The 22,581-nt window shown below is 48.8% G+C and carries 20 protein-coding genes; 1 reads left to right on the forward strand and 19 read right to left on the reverse strand.

What is annotated here, in order from left to right:
- Window positions 1-165: 165 nt before the first annotated feature.
- The 6 genes from FGS76_RS05665 to FGS76_RS05690 form a co-directional block, all read right to left on the reverse strand.
- Window positions 166-930: a glycosyltransferase gene (locus FGS76_RS05665; protein ID WP_338081324.1), complete on the reverse strand. Its 765-nt coding sequence runs from the start codon at window positions 928-930 to the stop codon at window positions 166-168.
- Window positions 897-2,258, reverse strand: coding sequence for an ImmA/IrrE family metallo-endopeptidase (locus tag FGS76_RS05670; protein ID WP_138771661.1), 1,362 nt, complete (start codon window positions 2,256-2,258; stop codon window positions 897-899). Before FGS76_RS05670 ends, FGS76_RS05665 begins: the two co-directional genes overlap by 34 nt.
- Window positions 2,255-2,629 (reverse strand): hypothetical protein, encoded by a 375-nt coding sequence (locus FGS76_RS05675; protein WP_240692434.1) that lies wholly within the window; start codon window positions 2,627-2,629, stop codon window positions 2,255-2,257. The genes FGS76_RS05670 and FGS76_RS05675 overlap by 4 nt, the downstream gene beginning before the upstream one ends.
- Before the next feature lie 168 nt (window positions 2,630-2,797).
- Entirely contained in the window at window positions 2,798-3,394 is a 597-nt protein-coding gene (locus FGS76_RS05680; RefSeq protein WP_138771662.1) for a glycosyltransferase, read from the reverse strand.
- An 11-nt stretch (window positions 3,395-3,405) separates the two neighbouring features.
- Complete coding sequence (locus FGS76_RS05685) at window positions 3,406-5,391, reverse strand: acyltransferase family protein (protein ID WP_138771663.1); 1,986 nt, start codon at window positions 5,389-5,391, stop codon at window positions 3,406-3,408.
- Window positions 5,392-5,403: 12 nt separating this feature from the next.
- Window positions 5,404-6,096, reverse strand: coding sequence for a glycosyltransferase (locus FGS76_RS05690; protein WP_240692435.1), 693 nt, complete (start codon window positions 6,094-6,096; stop codon window positions 5,404-5,406).
- 508 nt (window positions 6,097-6,604) lie between these two features.
- Here FGS76_RS05690 and FGS76_RS05695 point away from each other — a divergent pair.
- Window positions 6,605-7,312, forward strand: coding sequence for a sulfotransferase family 2 domain-containing protein (locus tag FGS76_RS05695; protein WP_138771664.1), 708 nt, complete (start codon window positions 6,605-6,607; stop codon window positions 7,310-7,312).
- 15 nt (window positions 7,313-7,327) lie between these two features.
- On the opposite strand, the gene FGS76_RS05700 is transcribed toward FGS76_RS05695, so the two are convergent.
- The 13 genes from FGS76_RS05700 to FGS76_RS05760 all read right to left on the reverse strand — a co-directional run bounded on the left by FGS76_RS05700 (window position 7,328) and on the right by FGS76_RS05760 (window position 22,549).
- Window positions 7,328-8,461 carry a glycosyltransferase family 4 protein gene (locus tag FGS76_RS05700; protein ID WP_138771665.1) on the reverse strand — a complete coding sequence of 378 codons (1,134 nt, stop codon included), beginning with the start codon at window positions 8,459-8,461 and terminating at the stop codon, window positions 7,328-7,330.
- Window positions 8,462-8,473: 12 nt separating this feature from the next.
- Window positions 8,474-9,514, reverse strand: a complete 1,041-nt coding sequence (locus FGS76_RS05705; RefSeq protein ID WP_138771666.1) for an EpsG family protein — start codon at window positions 9,512-9,514, stop codon at window positions 8,474-8,476.
- Window positions 9,515-9,536: 22 nt separating this feature from the next.
- Window positions 9,537-11,519 (reverse strand): asparagine synthase (glutamine-hydrolyzing), encoded by a 1,983-nt coding sequence (gene asnB / locus FGS76_RS05710; protein ID WP_138771667.1) that lies wholly within the window; start codon window positions 11,517-11,519, stop codon window positions 9,537-9,539.
- 96 nt (window positions 11,520-11,615) lie between these two features.
- Complete coding sequence (locus FGS76_RS05715; RefSeq protein WP_138771668.1) at window positions 11,616-12,386, reverse strand: hypothetical protein; 771 nt, start codon at window positions 12,384-12,386, stop codon at window positions 11,616-11,618.
- Window positions 12,383-13,054 carry an HAD family hydrolase gene (locus FGS76_RS05720; protein ID WP_170214406.1) on the reverse strand — a complete coding sequence of 224 codons (672 nt, stop codon included), beginning with the start codon at window positions 13,052-13,054 and terminating at the stop codon, window positions 12,383-12,385. Before FGS76_RS05720 ends, FGS76_RS05715 begins: the two co-directional genes overlap by 4 nt.
- Before the next feature lie 402 nt (window positions 13,055-13,456).
- The gene (locus FGS76_RS05725) at window positions 13,457-14,701 is read right to left on the reverse strand and encodes a glycosyltransferase (protein WP_138771670.1); all 1,245 of its coding nucleotides are present in this window, start codon (window positions 14,699-14,701) and stop codon (window positions 13,457-13,459) included.
- Complete coding sequence (locus tag FGS76_RS05730; RefSeq protein WP_138771671.1) at window positions 14,698-15,939, reverse strand: glycosyltransferase family protein; 1,242 nt, start codon at window positions 15,937-15,939, stop codon at window positions 14,698-14,700. Before FGS76_RS05730 ends, FGS76_RS05725 begins: the two co-directional genes overlap by 4 nt.
- Before the next feature lie 8 nt (window positions 15,940-15,947).
- Entirely contained in the window at window positions 15,948-17,045 is a 1,098-nt protein-coding gene (locus FGS76_RS05735; protein WP_138771672.1) for a glycosyltransferase, read from the reverse strand.
- Window positions 17,042-17,719 carry a CatB-related O-acetyltransferase gene (locus FGS76_RS05740; protein ID WP_138771673.1) on the reverse strand — a complete coding sequence of 226 codons (678 nt, stop codon included), beginning with the start codon at window positions 17,717-17,719 and terminating at the stop codon, window positions 17,042-17,044. The genes FGS76_RS05735 and FGS76_RS05740 overlap by 4 nt, the downstream gene beginning before the upstream one ends.
- A gap of 25 nt (window positions 17,720-17,744) precedes the next feature.
- A complete protein-coding gene (locus tag FGS76_RS05745) occupies window positions 17,745-18,779 on the reverse strand; it encodes a polysaccharide pyruvyl transferase family protein (RefSeq protein WP_138771674.1) in 1,035 nt (344 codons plus the stop codon).
- Window positions 18,757-19,575 (reverse strand): glycosyltransferase family 29 protein, encoded by an 819-nt coding sequence (locus tag FGS76_RS05750; protein WP_170214408.1) that lies wholly within the window; start codon window positions 19,573-19,575, stop codon window positions 18,757-18,759. Before FGS76_RS05750 ends, FGS76_RS05745 begins: the two co-directional genes overlap by 23 nt.
- A 39-nt stretch (window positions 19,576-19,614) precedes the next feature.
- Window positions 19,615-21,441 (reverse strand): ABC transporter ATP-binding protein, encoded by a 1,827-nt coding sequence (locus FGS76_RS05755; protein ID WP_138771676.1) that lies wholly within the window; start codon window positions 21,439-21,441, stop codon window positions 19,615-19,617.
- Window positions 21,442-21,496: 55 nt separating this feature from the next.
- On the reverse strand, window positions 21,497-22,549 hold the full coding sequence (locus FGS76_RS05760) for an NAD-dependent epimerase/dehydratase family protein (RefSeq protein ID WP_138771677.1): 1,053 nt from the start codon (window positions 22,547-22,549) through the stop codon (window positions 21,497-21,499).
- Window positions 22,550-22,581: the final 32 nt, after the last annotated feature.

Consider the following 22,581-nt stretch of genomic DNA (forward strand, 5'->3'; position numbering starts at 1 on the left):
ACGAACACCAGAGCACCAGATGGACAGCAGCGGTGGCGGGGCGCCCTCTCGCCACTACGCCGCCTCTCGAACTGATCTTATGACCAGTATAAACAGCAAGCGGGCCAGCATCTGTCAGCCAAAACGGAAAAGGATGTAAGCCTAAGCGGACGCAGGCTTGGGGGGTTACGGGCGGGCGCCCTCGAGGCAATCCAGCGCCGCCCGCACCACCAGCCGCTCGTCGAACTCCGCCTCGATGCGGCGGCGGGCAGCCTGCCCCGCCGCCGCCAGGGTCTCGGGGGGCAGCGCCAGGCAGTCCTGCATACAGGCGGCCAGGGACTCGGCGCTCTTCACCTCGCACAACCAGCCGGTTTCGCCGTTCACCACCGCCTGGCGACAGCCAGGCACGTCGGTGACGATGGCGGGCCGGCCCATGGACGCGGCCTCCAGCACCGTGCGCGGCATGCCCTCCCGGTAGGACGGCAGTACCAGCACATGGCTCTCGGCGATAAAGGGCCGCACATCGTCCTGCTCGCCCAGATACTCGACCACGCCCTCCTCCCGCCAGCGTTCCATCTCCTCCGGCAGGATGGCACTGCTGTTACTCACCCCCTGGGGCCCGATCAGCAGAAAACGCACGTCCGGATGCCGCCGAGCCACCTGCGCGGCGGCGGCCACGTACTCCCGCACGCCCTTATCACCGATCAGCCGCGCCACCATCACAAAGGTGAACGGCCCCTCGGACGGCAACACACTGAACGGGAACCGAACCGTATCCATCCCGGCCCCGGGCAACAGCACCGTGGGCGTGTCCCTCAGCAGGCCGGTGGCCTGAAAGGTCCGCAGATTGATAACTTGACGCCAAGGAGGGATAAAGATTCTGGGGTAACAAAGAGGGAGGAACGGAGACCCGGGGTTCAGGCGCGCGCCGCCAAAGGGCGGTAAGGCCACGCGTCGTTGCCATCGACCAGATCCTCCGTCTCAATAAGATGATTGTTTGCCAGCAAGTTTGTCACCGTGGTGGTACTGACATCGAAATACTCAGCCACCTCATCAATCGCTGAATCCGAATAATCTCCCTGCATGACCGCTTTCACACCCTCAATCGGACACAGCAATTCCGCCGCGAACGCGCGCTGATATTTTTGCCGGAATGTACCCAGGTCCGAAGAAACGAGCCACCCCTCATCATCTCTTCGAAACATACAGTCGCCAAGAAGACGGGCATACTCAAATCGCCGAGCCACGGGATGCTTCTTACGCGGCATGAAACGAATACCCTGCTGATTCTCCGGGATCGCCACCGACACCCTCGACCGATTTTCCAAGGTATAACCTTTAATAGCGGCGCTGCTAATGCTCAGCGCGTCAAAAAGTGTGCTATTGGGAATCGGCTCGAGGCCACACCCTAAGTAATCACGCACAATTTTTGCGTCCTCAACCGCCACCCTCCACGGCGCCTGGGTATCCCCGGCGTCCCCGCGTATGGAAGTATCCGGAATATTCGGGCGCGCCTGTATGCCGTGCAATTCGAAAAAGCATTCAATCTGCTTCTCATGCTGCACTCCGAACTCGTTACCCTGCGCCAAGGCGGACATTAACTCCGGCAAGGAGTCCTCGCCAACTGTGGTGGCAAGTTGCGACATGGTCTTCAGAAGTGATTCAGGACATTCCTCTGGGTCGTACCCCATCATCGCTTCAAAGGCACGCAGCCGAGCAATCGCTGTATCCGCGGTTTCTTCGCAAATCAGTGTCCAAAGACCCCTGAGTTCCGTATCTTCGCAACCACATGCCTGCAGCCTGTTGAGCACCGCATCGATAAGAGCAGAAACGCCCTTACGAAAATCATCCACCGGCACAAAAAACGGGAAACGGGAACCATTCAAGTATCGGACTGACTGCTCCACACTTTCATCCGATGGCCGGGACCAAAGCTGAATACCCTCGCCATCCGTCGCGAACATAACCGTAGGCCAAATGAAGCCTTGGTTAGCAGACGCCAGCTCATGGGCCATGCGCCAGGACATCGAGGGCCGCACGCCCTTTCCAGGGTGCGGTTCATACAACAAACGCCACCAGGAAGAGGCTAACCAGGACGCCAGGGGATACAATGCTACCAGAACATCGTCCTTGACAGTCCGCGACCAACAATCTTCGTTGCGCGTCAGGGAGTAATTATTAACGGAGAGCGACAGCCGTGCCATGGTGTGGTACAACTCAGGCACATCGTTGCCGACCGCCTCCCATTGAAAAGCAAAGTCCAGATGCCTCTCGCTCATGGCTGCCGTGCCTCCCACTCTCTCAGCACCAGCTCCGCGAACGGGTCCGTCGGAGGCAGAGGGTACCCATGATATGCCCCCGTCATCCGATTCTCCAATTGTGCCTCCAATACATCACCATTCTCGGTAACGGCCCATACCTTTTGCGGCCAGTCGCCTCGGAACTGTCTGCTTATCAACCCCCGACCGATCCCTTCTCGTAATAGTTTACCGGCCACTTCTTTTCTGAAAATTTTCGCCACATCGCATAAGGATTTAGCAGGGTGCGGCGCGGATGGCGGAGTTAATCCGAAATCGCCCGGGTTTTTCTTGTGGGCAGGATTACCACAATAAACAGCAGATTCTTTCAGCGACGCAATATTGATATCCACCAGCTCCTCCGGCGAGCAGATTCGTCGCTTGCTACTGTATCTGTCCCCACCAACGCGCATGGCCTGTGCTCGGGCAATAAAACAATGGATTAGCGAATGATCGCGATAGCTCTGAAGGCTGTCAATGAAGATCCGACAACCGGCAGAGCGGCACCTGCCAATCCAGATTTATGTTGGCTTACCGGCCGTCAGGCAATCCAACGCCGCCCGCACCACCAGGCGCTCGTCGAACTCCGCCTCGATGCGCCGGCGGGCGGTCTGCCCCGCCGCCGCCAGGGTGTCGCGGGGCAACGCCAGGCAGTCTTCCATACAGGCAGCCAGGGACTCGGCGCTCTTCACCTCGCACAGCCAGCCGGTTTCGCCGTTCACCACCGCCTGGCGGCAGCCGGGCACGTCGGTGACGATGGCGGGCCGGCCCATGGACGCGGCCTCCAGCACCGTGCGCGGCATGCCCTCCCGGTAGGACGGCAGTACCAGCACATGGCTCTCGGCGATAAAGGGCCGCACATCGTCCTGCTCGCCCAGATACTCGACCACGCCCTCCTCCCGCCAGCGTTCCATCTCCTCCGGCAGGATGGCACTGCTGTTACTCACCCCCTGGGGCCCGATCAGCAGAAAACGCACGTCCGGATGCCGCCGAGCCACCTGCGCGGCGGCGGCCACGTACTCCCGCACGCCCTTATCACCGATCAGCCGCGCCACCATCACAAAGGTGAACGGCCCCTCCGACGGCAAGGCACTGAACGGGAACCGCGCCGTATCCATCTAGTGAAACCCTAGTCATGCCTGAACGGATTCCCCACCTCGCTGGCATAAATCTCCCCGATAAGCATTGAGCCTTTATAATTCAGGTGATTGCTATCTTTGTAGAGCGGCAAACCATCCAACTCTGAATAGCACCAACTCTGATCGCACATGACTTTAGCCGGATCGATCACGACCAAGCTATCGAATTCTTCGGTCAATGAGTCCAGCAAAGCAGACCAACCAGCGAACTTCTCTTCGTACTCTTTTCTAGGCAGATTGCATTCTTCGTTTTTTCCAAAGCGGAGATTATTTAAAGTGCACCTAGACACATTCCGGTCGAAAGTCGGAGCGCCTTTGACGATAATGGGAACAGCGCCCGATTCGATAACCGCTTGCACGGTCGCGAGCATTGCTGCTTTCATAACGGCAGGAGTCTCGGCGTGGCTCGGTGCGTTGCCACCATCGCTTAAAAGACCTTTATAGTAGCCGACATAAGACCCCGCCATAACGACGTAGTCATAGCCTTTAGGGATTATGTCGTTTCTCAGCACTTCATTTCGAGTCCTGAAATTACCGTGCTTTACGATTTCACCGTCCCTTTCATAATAGCGATCAACGCCCACCATGAATGCCGTATTGCTTTGAGTTATATCATAAGCTCTCAACCCGGCCTTAGAAGCCAGGACATCGATCATTCCTGAAAAATGGTTCGCATGGGAGTCACCAACAAGCAAGATGTCAACTCCCTGCTTCTTCTTTCCCAAAATACATTGGTCTGGCCCCAATGGAGCCGCTACAGGCCCTTCATTGCATCGCCCCCTCTCAAGGTCGGCATGAGCCAGGACCGCTGCGGCCTTCTGGTTCAGCGCCTCGTCAAATCTTGAGGGAAAGCCGTTAAAGAAGAAAACGGACAAGCAAAACAGAACTGAAAGCATGGCTGGCATCACAAACCCAGTGACCGCAACTTTTCCAATTCCAGAATTTCGAAATCGACGCGCCGGCTTTTCTATTCCAACATATGTCGCAGCGGAAAGCAGCATAGTAGCGACAACTACTGCCGCGCCCACAAACAAATTAATTTCTATAAGACACAGGTTTAAAAAAGCGATGAGCGGCCAATGCCAAAGGTAGGCGGGGTAAGATATCTTCCCCACACCGACGAAAACGCGACTGGCCAAGACTCTTCCCAACAGCGGGTCGTCCTGACGAACAAATATTATGATCAATGCCGTGCCCAGGCAGGGCACCAAAGCGTGAAGCCCAGGGAACCAAGTCGCCCCAGAGAAGGATAAGCAAGCATAGACGACCAAGCAGAGCCCTAAACAACCGCCTAATACTTGGATAGGCCGAGGGAACCACCTATATATGCTCTCTGCCGAAAACGCTAAAGCCGCGCCGATCAATAGCTCAAAGGCACGCGCAGGCATCAGGTAGTACGCGGCAGCACGGTAGTGAATCGCCCCGTACTCCGATACGGCAAGAGCCAGCAGCAGAAGAACCAAGATGACGCCTAGGAGCCTACCCTTTGCGCCTAAAAAATGCATAAGGACCAGCAGTGATGCAGGCCAGACCAGATAGAATTGCTCCTCGACAGCCAGAGACCAAAGGTGCAGCAGAGGAGTAGTGTCCGCGCCAGTACCGAAGTAGCCGCCAACGGCGTGCCACATATAAAAATTTGCGGCAAAGAAAGTAGAGAAAAGAGCGCTTTCAGAGAACTGCTCCAGCTCTGCCGGCAGCATAATAATGGCTGAAAGCAGCCCGGTGAAGAAAAGCACCGTGAAATAAGCCGGTGCCAATCTGATAATACGCCGCCTGTAGAAACTTGAAATACTGAAGGCGCCAATTTGCTTTTCGGACTTGATGATTTCGGTGATCAAGTATCCAGATATGACAAAGAAGACATCCACCCCGACGTAGCCGCCCCCAAAACCAGGCACGCCGAGATGATTGAAAATTACAATCATCACGGCAACGCAACGAAGACCATCAATTTCGGGTCTGTAAGCTATCGACATGTCTTCCCCAGATTAAGTGTTGTTTTTCGGCAAACAGTCCAACGCCGCCCGCACCACCAGGCGCTCGTCGAACTCCGCCTCGATGCGGCGGCGGGCGGCCTGCCCCGCCGCCGCCAGGGTCTCGGGGGGCAGCGCCAGGCAGTCCTGCATGCAGGCGGCCAGGGACTCGGCGCTCTTCACTTCACACAACCAGCCGGTTTCGCCGTTCACCACCGCCTGGCGGCAGCCGGGCACGTCGGTGACGATGGCGGGCCGGCCCATGGACGCGGCCTCCAGCACCGTGCGCGGCATCCCCTCCCGGTAGGACGGCAGCACCAGCACATGGCTCTCGGCGATAAAGGGCCGCACATCGTCCTGCTCGCCCAGGTACTCCACCGCGCCCTGCTCCCGCCAGCGCGCCACCTTGTCCGGCGGGATGGCACTGCTGTTGCTCACCCCCTGGGGGCCGATCAGCAGAAACCGCACGTCCGGATGCCGTCGGGCCACCTGAGCGGCGGCGGCCACGTACTCCCGCACGCCCTTATCACCGATCAGCCGCGCCACCATCACAAAGGTGAACGGCCCCTCGGACGGCAACGCACTGAACGGGAACCGCACCGTATCCATCCCGGACCCGGGCAACAACGTCGTAGGCGTGTCTTCCAGCAGGCCGGTGGCCTGGAAGGTCCTCAGATCTTCTTCGTTAAGGGCTAGGCGGAGTCGCACATATCAAGCCGCAGGCTAGCGGAAGTGCTAGTATCGCCGTCCGTCACGAAACCATACGGACCCGCCAGGGAGTCCGCCATATGAGGCTCCATAAGCGTCCAGGCGACCGCCACGCCACCAGGCAAAACAACCACGCCAAACCCCTGAGCGCCAATGGAAGCGCACGCCAAAGCCCCCGTACCCAGCGGCCTCGCCAGGCCAGCACGCACGCCATGACCAATAGCAACGTAATCCAGCTGCCCAAGTCCCGGACAACAGGGAAGCAACCAAGCCCATTACGGCAGCGGCGAAAAAAGAGCGCGCCCGCGTGCGGCTCGCCCGCCAGAACAGTCCCCAAGCGCCGACAAACCGCCAAAGCATACTACTGTTGCCTAATCTATGAAATTCGAGAAAATAGGCCAAACCAACATTGGTAAGAGAAAAAAGAGGAGGGGGGAAGGACGCAACTTAAGGTTTCGCTGCCGCTCAATCCTGTCGATTACTCTTCAATTTCAGCCTTGGTGGACTCATGCTGACAGTAAAGGACAAGGTAGAAATATCTATAAAAAATTTTCAATTCGAAAAGCAAATACCAAGCGTACTTTACCGCGCATTATGGCCCAACGGTAATCCCATGATACCAGCATTCAAGGCAAGAAAATGCATATTTATTCATATACCAAAAGCCGCCGGGAGCAGTGTATCCAATGCTCTTTTCGGTGAAGCTGTGGGCCACAGACCAATACGCCGCCACGCAGCATACTCTCCCGATATTATAAATGACTTCTACAAATTTACTTTTGTAAGGAACCCTTGGGACAGACTCTACTCAGGATATCACTACTTTTATCGTTGTGTCGGAATGAACGCCCATAGAGACCACAGGTGGGCAAATGAATTTTTATCGGAGCTAACCACTTTTGAAAAGTTCATACATAAACTCGAGAACCCCAAATTTTTAAAAACCATAAAAAAATATGACCATTTTAGAGATCAGCGAGACTGGCTGTACGATCCTACATCTGGAAAAAATCTGATTGATTTCGTAGGTCGATTCGAGAACCTGGATAATGATTTTGAAATCATTTGCAATCATCTTGGTATGACACGGACACTACCACATGAGCGTAGAGGAAGCGGGGAGAATTTTCGTGATTATTACACAAAAAAAATGATCAGCATTGCTGCCGACGCTTACAAAAGTGATATCACAGAGCTTTTATACGAATTTGATTAGGAGAAAATTTCCGCACTAATCGGCAGATTTATTTCTATAACAAAAACCCGAGAGGCAATCCATATAGGCTTTAACTACAACACGTTCACTAAAATGTGCCTCCATTCTTTGCCGTGCGGCATAACCGACATACGACACCTCCTTTCTGCTCATCATGGTTATCTTTCGCATCTGCTCAGCTAGCGACGCCTCATTACGCACTTCACAAAACCAACCTGTTTTTCCGGACTCAACCGCCTGTCGGCAACCCGGCACATCCGTCACAATAGCAGGGCGCCCCATAGCCGCCGCCTCCAGCACAGTCCGGGGCATGCCTTCACGGTATGACGGCAAGACCAACACATGGGATTCAGAAATCACCGGACGCACATCATTGGTGGCACCGCGATATTCCAGAATTCCCTCAGCGTGCCAGTTATCCACTTCCTCCTTACTGACAGCACTGTGATTACTAATTCCCAATGGCCCCACCAGCAAACAACGGGCAGGAACGCCATTGTTCTTGAGGATACGGCAAGCGCCAGCATACTCACGCACCCCTTTGTCACCGATCAAGCGGCCAATCATGACAAAGGTCAGTACCCCATCTTCCGGTAGCGACTGATAGGCAAAACCATAAAGATCCACACCTGAACCGGGCAACAATGTCACAGGCGTATTACCAAGCAAACCGGCCTCCCGAAACACCACCAAGTCTTCCTCATTCTGGAAGAAAAGATGGTTCGCTCTACTGTTTATCCAGCCATACACCTGCCGAACCCGACGGAAAAGCCATGAATCATGGATAAAAGCGGTACCCAGCCCTGAGATATTATTAGCAAAAGGGATTCGCAATAATTTACATAAAAGACCACCATAAAGGTTTAGCTTTATCGTGAAATTGAAAACGAAAACAGGCTTGTAGCGACGGAAAGTCTGCCAAATAAACAGCATACTTCGAAGCTCCTGCATCAGCCCGGTACTTTTCCCCTCCATCGGCAAGGCAATGTACTCAACACCTAAATCATTAACCAATTGGAAACTAAAATCGTCTTGCGGCGACATGCAAACAACACGATAACCCTGATCCCGTAACGCACGGATTGTGCTTTTTCGGAAATTGTAGAGATACCAAGATGTGTTGGAAGTCAGAAAAACAGCCTGCATCATCGAAGCCAATTTTTAATTAAAAATCAAAAAACGGTATGGATCCCAAGCATAAGAGTGGGCGCCAAAAACCAACCAGACAAACTGCACCACACCGTAATAGGCCATCACTGCTAGCACTATCACCCCACGTATCCGTGGGTCCTTAGCAATACTTGGAAGGTGCGAAAAGACAAACAGTTGGATTGGAATTAGATACAGTGCCACTCTGTCAGTCGCAGTGGAAGAAATAATCACCAAGGGGATACATGCCAGTGACAACAACGCCATCCACGACCAAAGCTTTCTCTCTGCATCAGAAATACTCATGCTGCGCGAAAAAACAAGGAAAAGGACTGCAGGAACTGCATTCATCAACACACGAATCAGGCCTCCTTGCGACTGATAGTCGGCTTCAACATAGCTGGCCCACAGATGCTCTACAGAATCAAACACGAACAAGTATGCTGCCGCCAGGGAAACCACCCCACCCCAGAACAGGCTCCAGAAACGTTGCGTAGTAGACGCTAGTGCCGCGACAGGCAACATTAGTACCGCCGATTTGTGGAAGGTCGCGCCCAATAATGTCCAAAAAACAAACTGGCGCATGCTACGATTAGCCAACGAGACCAATCCCAACATCAAAAAACCCAACGCCGCAGCTTGTCGAGTATATCCCATACCCACGACAATAATCAGATAAGGGACAGAAACCAACAATGCCAACCACGGCAAAGGTAAAGTGCGTGAAAAACGAACCACCCCTGTCATTAAAATCATGCCACAGACGGTATTAACAAAATAAATTGTTCCTCCATACCTCTGCGCTAACCAGCAGAGCAATAAGTAGCCAGGATCGTTACCTGATATAACATCGGCAAAGGACCGCTCTACTTGATTTTCGAACATCCTTAAATAGGCCCACCAATCTCCGCCAACCTGGTGCCGCAAGCCAATTGCCAAGGTAAAGAAAAGCCAGACAGCTCCCCAACCCACCAACCGGGTCCGGCTATTAGCGGGCTGATTGACGAGTACTACACTCGCAGGGATCAGGAAAAAAAACCAATATGGCAGCATCAGAATTACTCCGGACCAAACATCAACATGATCTTACCTCCGGCTTCCAATACTGTTGCCACGCCAGCAACTGGAGCACTACCCATAACTGCTGCGCATAATGGCCCTTGCCCTTTAAATGCTGCTGCCAGCAATGGCGAATAGCCCGAGCATTCAGCATTGGCAACGATGATAAAGAAGCTGGTGATAACAGAGACTCCGCCCAGTCCCGCAACGGCCCTCGGAGCCAAACGTCCAGAGGAACGGCAAACCCCATCTTGGGCCGTTCTATCAACCCACGAGGAACGTGCCGGTAGAGAATGTCGCGCAGCACGCGCTTGCCTTGCCCTTGATCCACTCGCTGCGATAACGGCAAAGACCAAGCTGCCCTGAACACGATCGGATCCAGAAACGGCGCCCTCACCTCGAGGCTGGACGCCATACTCGCCCGGTCAACCTTCACCAGCACATCGTCCACCATATAAGTCAGCGTATCCATGAGCATCATCCACTCCGCCTGACTGAAGCCTTCCATCGCAGAGAAGGCGGTGGCAGAAGGAACCTTACCGGTGGAATCCTTATCGAGAAACAAGCCAGGATTACAATTCATGGAAGAGAGATCGGCATAGAATGCCTCGGGCGAATCACAGCCAAACAATTCCGCCAGCTTGTACAGCTTCTCGCCGAAAGTACGCACCTGGAAGCGAGAAGGCAGCACCTGACTCACCAACCCCATCACCCCGTCATAGCCTGCGGATGGTACGGCCCGCAGCAATGCAGCCAATACAGCCCTGACCGGGTGCGGCAACCGGGAGATACGAGCCCACACGCGCGGCCCCCAGACATGGCGATTGTAGCCACCGAACAGCTCATCTCCACCATCCCCACTCAGTACCACCGTCACATACTCACGAGTCAACGACGCCACCAAGCAAGTGGGTAATTGAGAGGAGTCGGCAAAGGGCTCATCATACAGCTGCGGCAGGCTCGGCACGATGTCCAATGCCATTTGCGCTGTGGCCCGCAAAGTAGTGTGCTCAGTGCCTAGATGGGCCGCCACCGCTGCGGCATGCTCGGATTCATCATAACGGGGGTCGTCAAACCCTACGGTAAAGGTTCTAACCGGCCGCGACACCTGCGCCTGCATCAGCGCCACTATAAGAGAGCTATCGATACCCCCGGACAGAAAGGCCCCCAGCGGCACGTCCGCCTCCATCATTCTGCCCACAGCGCCCTGTAGAACCATCTCCATATCGTGAGACGACAAAGAGCGGCGCCCCTCATGCGACAGATTGTCGGCGGCCTCCTTCTTCGTAGACCACCATTGAACCGGAAAGGGACGAATGCCGGATGCGAGCTGGGAGCGGGAGAGAGTCAATAAGGAACCGGGTGGAAGCTTGAAGACATCGCGGTAGATACTGTTACGCCCCCCTACACACCCATAACGGAGATAGCGCTCCACTACTGATTCATCCAACACAGGCTCCCAACCAGGGACAGCTCGTAGGGCCTTTAGCTCAGAGGCGAAAGCAAAATTACCGTTCAGCCACCCATAATATAACGGCTTCTCACCGAAACGATCCCTCGCCAGGGCAAGAGATTGCTGTTGCCTATCCCATAATGCCAGCGCAAACATCCCACTAGCCGCCTGCAGGGTAGCTTCAATGCCCTGTACGGCAAAAGACAGGAGAAGGGTTTCGGTATCAGAATGCCCTCGCCAGTAGACAGGAGCACCCGCGCGCCCCTCAACCTGCGCCCTAAGTTGACGATGATTGTAAATCTCGCCATTAAATACCAGCGCATAGCGCCCACAAGGCGAGATCATGGGCTGATGACCGGCTTCCGAAATATCAAGAATAGATAACCGGCGATGGCCTAGCGACAGCCCGACGCGACAGTCCTGCCACACTCCTCGGCTATCCGGGCCACGGGAAGCGATCATATCCGACATCACATGAACAATCTCGGATACTGATTTCTGGCCGCTTTGATAATCTGAATAAAAGTAACCAGCTACGCCACACATGAAGCAAACCCCAACAGAGAGGAGGATGAATTGCGCTGAAGTTTTGGGTAACTTTAAAGCACCTTGACATTCAAGAGAGAAACTAAAATCATTTTACTATTGTGATGGCCGCGAAAATTTATACGTCAATGCCGCACCTACACTGGAGACTGCAGCCCAATAAACAACCAGCAAGAGATAGCCTTGAGCTTGCCCATAAGGCCATAGTGCGACAGCGCCAGCCATAGGACTAAGAAAGAAAAATAAACGGAATCTAGTTCGCTTCCTGCCTGGCATTAAGAGCAAACCTTTACTATCCATATACCCTAGTTTTCGGTAGGCAACATAGCCAAACGCGACTGCAAGACCAACGCTCATAAGCTGATCTTTGCTAATCACGAAAATCACAGGCGCCATAAACCTAAACCATGCAAGCCATGAAAAAGTAGCAGCTTTCATTTCTCGGTCGTTAAGGAGGTTATGCAATGAAAAAACCAAAATCAGAGCGAAAAAAAACAACCACCAAGAAGCATCGAAAAACTTATTCATCACTATGGTACAGGCTAAAAATGTAGCTAGCCTGATGACAACCCAAAGGCAAACCCATAAATTTAGATTGCGTGCTCCTTGAGGACCACGATGCCTTCCATATTTCTCATATTTAGCCGCATAAATATCATTGGCCATGTAGCCAATCTCATAGATACTAATGAAAGCGATGTAGTTGAGAAACAATGCAAAAATATTTTGTGAAACTGTTACACCATCACCAATCCATACAACAAGCCACAATGCAGCGATCCATTCAAAAATAACATGAAAAGCTATTGACCCCTCTTTTAAACGAGTTTGATAGAAATAGCTAAAAGGCAGCAAATAAAAACTCATAGCCAAGTCTCCAGATATTCAGCATCCAGACCTTGCCAACGCATTCGGTCTTTGCTTCTATTGAGCACCACCACTGGTTTATCCGCACAGCATAACAAAGGCTTATCAGTAAGATTGTCAGATATTACCGTCGAAATATTCCCGAACGCCCCCCCCTCAATAATAGAAGCCAAGCGTTCAATTTTTTCTCCGGTGATATCTACTAACAAACGCCCGGTATACTTACCGGAACTACACTCCAGCTCACTCGCTACATATTGACACTTTAGTCGCGCAGCCAGAGCAGCGACAAAAGGACTGATACTAGCTGAGGCCAAAACGAGCGTCTCTCCGTCACAGACTCGCAACCGGGACCAGACCGCGGCCTGCGTTTTATAAGTCATTAAATGGTCAAGATAACACTCTGCAGTGAACTCTAATTCCTTCTTAGTTGCACCACGCAAAAAATAAATAATAACATGCTTGAAAAAATGCCTTCCCCTAACCCTTTCCATTAAAAGAAAAGCCAAATATACCGGGGAATACCTTGTGGAAAAAGCCCATAACAAAGCTCGCATGAAAGGGCTACCAGCTCGAGCAATATGGGCCTGAACAAGCCCCAATGTAGTATCTGCACTAAACAGAGTTCCACACACGTCCACTACACAGTAGCGTTTATTATTAACCATGCGCGCCCCACTCTTGCACGACAAAAACAATACGCACTGAACCGAGACCATTTCCATAGGAGTTTGGCGGCTCGGCAATTGAACAATAGACTTTAGAGCTTTCTATCACAGAAATTGCATCTCCAACGATACCTTCAACAGTGGCCCCGAATTGTGGTTTATGTTGGAATAAAATAAAGATCTACAACGGAGCCGGTCATCCGACGGTGACACTCCTCAGGGGAAGGTACCGATCTGTTATACATACGCATGATAGCCTCCAAATGGCAGATGCCACTAGGTGGTAATGCCCCAAAAAAGCACCAAAATATGCACTCGTCGTATCTGCTTGGACAAATACATCAATCTCTATACAAATAGCGCCCAAGAAAACAAGCCCGATTTCATTACATCGCCAACCGTCTATTTTACCCTATCATGCCGCTGTTTCTTCTCATGGAATAAATCAATCAATCTGGATGCTTGATTTTTTGCACTATAAAACTCATCAGCGCTCCCTCGTGAGAAATGGTCTTCTTCAGACAGTTCCCAACTTTTAAATGACTTTATGATTATGTTCATCAGCCCTTCTGCATCATTATGGTCAACGACGTCACCCAGACCACTATTCCGCACCACATCTGCGGTGCAACTACCCCTGTCCGTAACTGCTATAACTCTTCGTCCAGCAAGCATATAATCCAAAAGTTTCGAGGGGAAAAACATCGCGTCATCAGAGTTTTTTGTTGGAGTATCAATTAACAGAAGAATATCGGCGTCTGACTGAAGCTCGATAGCCTGATCAAATGCAAGAAGACCTACATGCTTTATGCCGAGATTCTGATCCTCCAGAATCTTTTTTACGCCTCGATCCACCTCTCCTGCCAGCACAACTTCTATTTTTGATAAAACATCTTTATTATAAGCACGAATTAAATTAAATGCGTCAACTATAATTTTCGGGGTACGGGTCCCCACAAGTCCGCCCGTATAGACTAACTTCATTTTCTTCTTCTTTTTCCAGCGCTTATCTTTAAGATCATCAGGATCGAAAACATTAGGAAAAACCACCATTTTATGAGCAAAATTTGGGTACAATTCAGCATACCTAAGCAATGTTTTATCTGATGTAAAGCTCAATATCGTGGCAGCGGAGAAACAACGACTCTCCATAGTCGCGTTCCAATCCTTCGCTGGCTCAGAAGGCCTCAAAGGATTAATTGTCCAAGGATCACTAAGATGCAAAACCCAAGGACACCGGTAGTGCTGCTGAAGCCTATACGCCATCATTGTTGATGACAAAGGGTAAGAGCGAGAGTAAATGATGTCGGGGCTTTCTTTTAAGTTACGACAAACCAAATAAGCCCAAAAAGAAAAACTTTTCTTCGAATCAGGCATACTCATAATAGAAGGGAATATTTTTCTCAATATAACATTTGTGTATCTTGACTCCAATAAAGGCAAATTTATAATTTGCCGAACGTCACGCAGGAAAACTTCTAAACTAGAGTCATACGGCATATACAGCGTAGGGTTTTTTGACGTGACGATATCAATATGCAGCCCAGCGTCCCTTCCAAGATATTTTAAATACTTAGCCACCTGGAGAGACTCGGAATCCTTTTTAGGTGGACAGGAAATCGACACTAGAAGAACGTTCAATTTCACTTTTTATTACCCCGTGATGACGCCGCAGCCATACAATTCACATATGCATCGAGTACACCCTCAATTGAAAAATGCTTCATTCCTGCGTCACGAGCGTTTTTTTTAGCTAGAGGTAATTTCCCACTACTAAGCAAAGAAAAAAACCATTCTGATGCTGAATCCAATGCAGACTCATCAACATGGTCTATTGCAAAGCCAAACTCAGGGGCAATATATGAAGCAGAATCACCTATATTCTTTATTGTGGCAACCACAGGCAACCCGCACAACAAATATTCACCTAGCTTCACAGGTGAAACAGCCCTCATTGAGTAGGAAGGCTCAATAAAAACCAGACCTAAATCTACGAATGAAAGATATCTGGGAACTTCTGAGCCCGCAACATGCCTTACAGCGCAGCTATCAGCCTCATTACGGGGCAAATGGCTTATCGCCTCCCTCGCCAAATCGGGGCTTGGCGTCAACACCAACAGCTGCGCGCCTGGCAGCCTGAGACGCAGCCGGAGAAAAAACTGCAAGACTTGGTCAAAACGATACTTTCCGCCTAAAGAGCCGACATACGCAATCGTCGGAGCATCGACATTAAAACCTAGGCTCTTCTTTAAATGCGTATAAACATCCTCGTTGTCAGGAGAAAAAGCTGCTGAATCTCTTCCATTTCCAACAACGAAAGTCTTACTAGCATCAAAATTTGCACCAGCTCTCTCCTGCAAAATAATTGCAGCGTCCTTAGAACGGACCATTACAGCGTCGGCAGCGTGAAGTGCCCGAAACTCAATATCACGAAGGAACCTATGGGCAAGACTTGAAACTGACATTCCCCCAAACTCAATTTTTTCATCGATTGGGAGGCCATCTGAATCAAAGACAACGGGAAGGCCTAAACTATTATTAATACGCTGAATAGCCCAGGCTGGGAGAGTAGCTCTTGGCATCAAAATATTAATCTTCCAGTCTTTGATTGCCCGTCTCAGAACTTTCTTAGAGCGCAATACAGTGAGCACGCTTCCAATAGATACAGAAGGCCAACGTAATATATTCACTGAACGATAAGGAATATCCATCTCTTCACAAGCTCGTTGAACTCGGCTCAATCGTTCAGGATCCGCCCAAGTGAACTGCAACACATGAAACTTGTAACCATACAACCTAAGACGCATAAAAATTGGAGCAAAAAGGCTCTCAAGATAATTGACTTGAGGCCCGTCCCATGTCACAAACAAAACATTAGTTTGCATAGGAAGTCCTATTCTAAAGGGCTAAGCCCTGAATCAATCAATAACAAATTTATTCTTTCGAATTGCTTTGAGTAAGTATTCTCACGTGCGAAGCTCTTCCTAGCATTTTTCTTTTCGATGCTGTTTTCCACGTGGATGTTGGAAACCGTTTGGTTAAAGACTCTTTTGAACTCAGCCTGACTATCCGCCATCTGTATTAAATTTCTTTTATCGGCGTATTCATCTGTGTAAGTCGCAACACAAACTTTTCCAGAAGATAGGTACTCCATCAATTTATGGGGGTTCGAAAGTTGATCTCTAAATTCATCTGCACGATAAACTAAGAGTGTGATATCGACACCAGCGAGAATCTTCCCAACCTTGCCTGGGGAGACTCGCCCATACCATATTACATTAGGATAGGCGTTTAGAGCTCTGTAACAGTTATTGCTTTTATCGTACCCACCGACCAATAGAAAAGTTATATCTGGATGACTATGTATAATCGAAGAAAAAAGAGCTATATCCAAATAAGGTATATCTAAATTACCAACGTAAGCAGCCTTAACAGCTGACCCGGCTTCTATTTGTTCTACTCCATCCTCAAATTGATTTAATACATCATCGCTGACGCCATGATTTATCTTATGTATTTTACCACTAACCGCTGATAGTTTTTGACGAATGACATTAGAAGTACAAAAAACAATATCTGCTGTCTCAGCGGCTGTTAAAGGATTAAAGTTTTGATTAAGATCTACTTGGTGGTATATCTTAAGTCTTTGACCAGCAAACGAAAGGTCGTAAAATCTCGAATTTTCGAAACTCCAAACACAATCAATTTTGGCTTCCGCAACTCTTTCCAACGCATTCAGCCATCGTCTTTCAATAAAGGATTTAATTACGGGAAATAAAAACCGCAGGCCACGCATGACCACACCTGAGCGAACAATTTCTATATCACCTTGTCTTGTTTTTATCTTCTCTAAAATAATACCTTTGATTCTTTCTGGTGGACCTAAGAATAAAACGCGATGCCCGCGCCTCGCTAGCTCCAACGCATAATGGTGTTTACTGACAAAGTGCTCGCCCCAAGACTCCGGTGATATGATAAGAATTGTTTTCATTTTTCTCTTTTATGCACTTCAGTCAAAAAACTTGATTCTTTTATAATTTTTTCTTCGCTCCAATCCCACCATTTAATCGACATTAGCTCATAAATTTTTTTATCTGAAAATCTGTAACGAATAATGCGTGCGGGATTTCCTGCTACGATTGCATAGGGAGGAACGCTGGATGTAACAACTGCACCTGCAGCGATAACTGCGCCATCTCCTATGGAAACACCAGAAAGAAGTATCGCACTATCCCCAATCCAAACATCATTCCCAACCTCGATTTTTCCTTTGCTTATTTCAGCATCTTCTAGCTCTTCAATTTTGAGAATATTTCTTTCGATGAAATATGTAGTAGTTCGATCAAGATTATGAAACGATTCATAGATAGCTACATTTCTGGCTATAGAGCAAAATGAGCCGATTTCAATTGAGGATTTTTTACTATTGAGAAATACACCTGGCCCCCACAAGGAGGTAAATCTATGGATGGCTATTTCACCCGAAAGGTGGGTTTTATAAAGTTTGCAGCATTCTCCTATTGATACATTACCTTCTATCGTACAGCCTGAAACCCAACTCCTCGGTCCAATCTTTGCAGTCACATCAATATAATTTACTCTCTCAATCCTTTTTTTTATAAACATGAAAAGCGAATCTGAAAAACTTTTTTTACTGAGCCACATTACATACTCCAAATACCGCCGGCCCTTATTTGGCGATTTCCTCAGCTATGATTTCAAACATTCTCGGGGTTCTCAGCCTTGCGGCACTTACGTAACGATCGATACTATCATTCTCAAGACTGGAAAATGTTTCAGATCCTTCATTCATCTTAAGGTTCTCGATTCTATGAGAAATATCCTTCAACGATAAACTACGCTCTGTATTATCAAAAACATCACGCAAAGTTACTTCAATCTTTGGAGTATTAGAGGCTATTGCTATAAATGGGGTCTTTGTGGCGATCGCCATAACCACACCATGAAATCTACCAGTTATAAAGAAAGAAGCACCTTTTACAGGCGTCACTAATTTTCTATCTCTCATTTTATTGGCATAGTTGGGTCTTAAGATCAACGGATCATAGCCAAACAACTGCCTAGTTCGAGACTTTACTTTAGGGTAAAAATTTCTAAATAAGGTTTTAGCACTTTTATTTTGGTAAAAACTTACACTTTTTCCTGCATGTTTCTCGGCCATGTCATGCATATGGCGCGACCTATCAGAAAGTACACTGTCAGTGAAAACAATATTTCTATGATTTTTTGTTTTATTAATACCATTTGACAGCCGAACAAACTCTAGCAAAGACAAATCAGGCAGGCACATGCTCTTAAGATTTAAAGATCTGCAGAACTTCAAGCTCTCTGTTTCTCTTGTAAAAACCAGTCTAAAATCTTTTAGGTACATGCTATTATCTTTACCAACATTAAACAAAGAAGCATTAATAAGGAAAATTGGCACCCTTAACTTCTCTTTTGCATACCTCGCCAATTTAAGAAGATCTGCGGCACGAGTGTATTTATGGGGCGAATGGATCGTGCCTTCACCATTAACTATTATTGCATCAATTTCTAAGGACTCTATAAAGCCTCTGGATGGCTCCCAAGGAACCCCCGTCGGCCAATAACCGACAGGAGTAATGCCGGCTTTATTTAGACCTGAATCGATTGCACTCATTACAGCCATGCATCCATAATGCCCAGTTATAGATGTGTCATTAAAAACTAGAACTCTCATCATGCCTGCTCATTTCCACTGTGCTAATGCCTTTAAAAGGTACTCCTAACGCCTCGCTGAGCCCCCTTCCAAGAACTATATTTCTCTCATCATCGATGGCCTCTCTCAGTGCCCTGGAGGTTATCGCGAAGTCAAAATCCGGATTGTGTACGCCGCCGGCCTCTGTCCACTTTCTAGTAGACGAAACGTCGGGCGCCTTGTTGTTGTAGTGTTGATCATAGCCAGTTCGAAACAAGGACATACCTATAATGCATAGTTCTTTGAAATCTGTAGACAATACAAAATCGATAATTATTGATCCAATCGTTGGGCTGTAAGGCGTAAATTTTCTACAGATTCTTCGATAACTTGATGGGGGCAGAAAGGCGACCTCAACCTCTTGTATAGTGCGCTTGAGGCTTTCACGTTTCTGCAAGTAATCCTTGAGTGTTGCTGCCGTAAGTGTTGGATAAATGATTTTTTTAACTTTATGTTCATTCAAGATCTTATTATTTAGGACACCAGCAGCACGCTCGCCTTCCATTTTGAAATTATGGAAAAGAAAATCCGTTCTATTTCCCAGTGCACCACTTAATTCCGTCGCATGCTTAACGCCAGCATTCATTCTTATAATTATGTCATAGTCATCAATATCTTTTCCTTTCGCGTCAAGCTCCACTTCCGACGCAGGACCAATAATAATTATTCTTTTGTTTTTAAATAAAGACCTTGGAAGATCGTCGCGCCCTGAAATTAACTCCAGTCTAAATCGCCAATATGATCGCTTAATCAGCCAAGTGATATAGGATTTATTTTTCAAAATATATCAGCCAATGCCAGTTATTAACTTATAGCAGCATCAAGCGTTAGCAGCCATTTTTCTAAAAATTTCGTTACGACTACACAGATCTTCAAAGCTGCCCTCATCAATCAAGTGCCCCTTCGAAAACAAAAATATAGAATCACATTTTTTCACAGTCGCCAGCCTATGGGCGATGATGATTATCGTTTTTTTCCCAGAGAAATCATGTATTGCCTCCATTATTTTTTTTTCAGTTATTCCATCGAGGGCGCTAGTTGCTTCATCCAAGACTAGAATTTCAGCCTCCTCATAAAGTGCCCTTGCAATTCCGATTCTCTGACGCTGGCCACCTGATAGTTGAACACCTCGCTCACCAACTCTTGCAAACAACCCATCCGGTAATTCTTTCAAAAATGAATCTAAATGCGCCAGAGATGCCGCTTTTCTAAGCTTATCCATGTTTATTTCATTTTCTGGCACACCGTACGCAATATTCTCTGCTATTGAATTGTCTGAAAGAAAAATTGATTGGGGCACAAATCCGATCGTGTTTTGCCATGACCTGATGTTGTCTCTGCACAACTCTCTTCCATCAATGGTCACCTTCCCATTATCGGGCTGAAGTAAGCCTAGCAAAATGTCTACCGCCGTCGACTTCCCCGATCCGGACTCCCCTACCAGACCTATGACCTTTTTTATGGGTATAGTTAAACAAACATCATTTAAAGCTCTTGAAGATTTTCCTGGATATGAATAAGTTACATTTTCAAATTTTATTTCGTTTCCTGCATGCCAGAACCCAGCATCCTCCGAATCATAACTTCTAATACCCCCATCCTTTTTCAAGGATTCTTTTGTTTCATTTAAACTATTAGATAGGTCATCTCTAATTTCCTCAAAAGCAACAAGACTCCCTCTTATTTGTGAAACGCTTGCATAAACCTGTTGAAAAGCAGGCAATAATTTCATCCCGGCCAATGCGAATACTGACAATATAGGCAACACATCTTGTATTCCGCCTTCTTTCGATGACAACAAGAAAAGAGTCAAAAATATAATCGTACCAAAAGCCACCAGCTCCATGATGTAACGTGGTGTTTGGGTCATCACTTGGTTTCTACCTTGGGCAACCGCGACCCGCTTACAAGCTTCATCAAATTTATTAACAAAGAGGGCTTGCCGACCAAGAAGAATGACATCCTTAATTCCACCAAAGCCATCACCCATCATTTTAAATCTCTGTTTTTGGGCGCTCGTCACTTGCTTTCCATTTCTGACTATTCGTGCACGAATGAATTTAAATATCAATAGATATGCGAATGAAAATATTCCTATTCCTATAACCGCAACTACTGGATCATACAAAACCAAAGCAACAGACATGAGCACCACTAACGTCAATCTAGCATTCATCTGCATAAAAGGGTTTATAACACCATTAGTCAGTCGGGCAGTTTCCTGAGCGATCTTATTTGTTAGTTGGCTAGAACTGCCGCTTGCATGAAATAGCCAATTTTGATACATATAATGTCGATACAAACGCGAACTTATTTCTGCCCCGACTCTCGATCCATACATTGACAACCGCCAAATTGTTATCATCGAAATACTCGCGGCTAGAGTGAGCATGGCCAGTACTGCAACCCCCAACCAAAATAAAAACGATCTTGGTTGCTCTATTCCCGATAATGAATATAAGCCCGCTACTAATCCGTCTCCATTTAGGACGCTGGGATCTGCGACTAGCGACATAAATGGAGCGATTGCCACAACACTTGTAAGCTCTGCAAATGCCATTATAACAACGAGTATCTGGAGCCGTAATAGTCTTTTCTTTTGCCCAACATCGAGTAGCTGATACAGGTCTTTTAGCTGTTTAAGCATATTTTACTCTTTCAAATTTATTGCAACTTGCCATCAACTATTTATACATTCGAGCCTAAATACAGTTTCGAGGCCGCCGTTCTTCATTCTTTCCAAATTCCATGTACCAATAAACAGACTTATTGATGCCTTCATCAATTCGAAATTGGGGCTCGTAACCTAAAAGTAGTTTGGCTTTCTCAATATCAGCTTGGGAATGACGAACATCCGCAGCACGAAAGTCCATATATTTTGGGAAGGTATCAATTTCAATGCCGCAGTCTTCCAATGCACGTTTCAAAGCATTGAACAGGTTGTTGAGAGTGGTTCTGTCACCCACTGCCACGTTGTAAACCTGGTTCTTGGCTTCTTTCCGAGCAGTGGCAGCGAGAAGATTGACCTGCACGACGTTTTCGATGAAGCAAAAATCCCGGCTGGTTTCACCGTCGCCGTTGATGAATACCTCATCCCCTTTAATCATCGCCGCCGTCCATTTGGGAATCACCGCCGCGTAGGCGCCGTTGGGGTCCTGGCGCGGCCCGAACACGTTGAAATAGCGCAGGCCGATGGTCTTGAAGCCGTAGGTACGGGCGAAGACGCCGGCGTACAGCTCATTGACGTACTTGGTCACCGCGTAGGGCGAGAGCGGGTTACCGATCTTGTCTTCCACCTTGGGCAGGTCCGGGTGGTCGCCGTAGGTGGAGCTGGAGGCGGCGTAGGTGAAGCTGCCCACCTCCTCGTCCTTGGCCGCCACCAGCATGTTCAGGAAGCCATCGATATTGGCTTGGTTGGTGGCGATAGGGTCGGCGATGGATCGCGGCACCGAGCCCAGGGCGGCCTGGTGCAGCACGTGGTCGGTGCCGCGTACCGCCAGGCGGCAGGTGTCCAGGTCACGGATATCCCCATCGATAAAGCTGAAGCGCTGCCAGGCGTCCTCGCCCACGTTTTCCCGCACCTCATCCAGGTTGTGCTGGTGGCCGGTGGCGAAGTTGTCCAGGCCGACCACGGTCTGGCCCAGGCCCAGCAGCGTCTCCAACAGGTTGGAGCCGATAAAACCGGCCACGCCGGTGATCAGCCAGGTTTTGGGGTTGGCTTGGAGGTCGGTTTTGACTTGTTCGTATTTGCTCATACGGGGATTAGGGCTCCGTTGAGGGAGGGTAT

It is taken from the genome of Alloalcanivorax gelatiniphagus (assembly GCF_005938655.1).
In the GTDB taxonomy this organism is placed as follows: Bacteria; Pseudomonadota; Gammaproteobacteria; order Pseudomonadales; family Alcanivoracaceae; genus Alloalcanivorax; species Alloalcanivorax gelatiniphagus.

Coding starts and splice junctions, on each gene's coding strand:
- FGS76_RS05670 (WP_138771661.1), bottom strand. CDS start 2,258: ATGAGCGAGAGGCATCTGGACTTTGCTTTTCAATGGGAGGCGGTCGGC.
- FGS76_RS05680 (WP_138771662.1), bottom strand. CDS start 3,394: ATGGATACGGCGCGGTTCCCGTTCAGTGCCTTGCCGTCGGAGGGGCCG.
- FGS76_RS05685 (WP_138771663.1), bottom strand. CDS start 5,391: ATGTCGATAGCTTACAGACCCGAAATTGATGGTCTTCGTTGCGTTGCC.
- FGS76_RS05695 (WP_138771664.1), top strand. CDS start 6,605: ATGCTGACAGTAAAGGACAAGGTAGAAATATCTATAAAAAATTTTCAA.
- FGS76_RS05700 (WP_138771665.1), bottom strand. CDS start 8,461: ATGATGCAGGCTGTTTTTCTGACTTCCAACACATCTTGGTATCTCTAC.
- FGS76_RS05705 (WP_138771666.1), bottom strand. CDS start 9,514: ATGCTGCCATATTGGTTTTTTTTCCTGATCCCTGCGAGTGTAGTACTC.
- asnB (WP_138771667.1), bottom strand. CDS start 11,519: ATGTGTGGCGTAGCTGGTTACTTTTATTCAGATTATCAAAGCGGCCAG.
- FGS76_RS05715 (WP_138771668.1), bottom strand. CDS start 12,386: ATGAGTTTTTATTTGCTGCCTTTTAGCTATTTCTATCAAACTCGTTTA.
- FGS76_RS05720 (WP_170214406.1), bottom strand. CDS start 13,054: ATGGTTAATAATAAACGCTACTGTGTAGTGGACGTGTGTGGAACTCTG.
- FGS76_RS05730 (WP_138771671.1), bottom strand. CDS start 15,939: ATGCAAACTAATGTTTTGTTTGTGACATGGGACGGGCCTCAAGTCAAT.
- FGS76_RS05735 (WP_138771672.1), bottom strand. CDS start 17,045: ATGAAAACAATTCTTATCATATCACCGGAGTCTTGGGGCGAGCACTTT.
- FGS76_RS05740 (WP_138771673.1), bottom strand. CDS start 17,719: ATGTGGCTCAGTAAAAAAAGTTTTTCAGATTCGCTTTTCATGTTTATA.
- FGS76_RS05745 (WP_138771674.1), bottom strand. CDS start 18,779: ATGATGAGAGTTCTAGTTTTTAATGACACATCTATAACTGGGCATTAT.
- FGS76_RS05755 (WP_138771676.1), bottom strand. CDS start 21,441: ATGCTTAAACAGCTAAAAGACCTGTATCAGCTACTCGATGTTGGGCAA.
- FGS76_RS05760 (WP_138771677.1), bottom strand. CDS start 22,549: ATGAGCAAATACGAACAAGTCAAAACCGACCTCCAAGCCAACCCCAAA.